This window comes from Shewanella sp. T24-MNA-CIBAN-0130, from assembly GCF_040310185.1.
Taxonomy (GTDB): domain Bacteria; phylum Pseudomonadota; class Gammaproteobacteria; order Enterobacterales; family Shewanellaceae; genus Shewanella; species Shewanella psychromarinicola.
Window position 1 is genome coordinate 1 of record NZ_JBEOPP010000529.1, and the last position, 240, is coordinate 240.

Annotated in this window: 1 pseudogene; it reads left to right on the forward strand. The window is 46.2% G+C overall.

Features of this window, described 5'->3' with window-relative positions:
- Positions 1-240 (forward strand): annotated as a pseudogene (locus AAEZ02_RS23390) (acyl-CoA dehydrogenase); the annotation flags it as partial.

Below are 240 nucleotides of genomic sequence, written 5' to 3' on the forward strand. Positions count from 1 at the left end.
GTTTAGGTGTCGGTATTCAAGGTTTAGGCGTATCAGATATTGCTTATCAAAATGCTCTCGTTTATGCCAAAGAGCGTATTCAAGGCCGTGCATTAAGTGGTGTTAAGCAGCCAGAGCAAGCTGCAGACTCATTATTAGTCCACGGCGACGTGCGTCGTATGTTGTTATCACAAAAGTCGTTCAACGAAGGTACACGTGCGCTAATGGGTCAACAAGCGCTGTGGCTTGACCAAGTAGAAC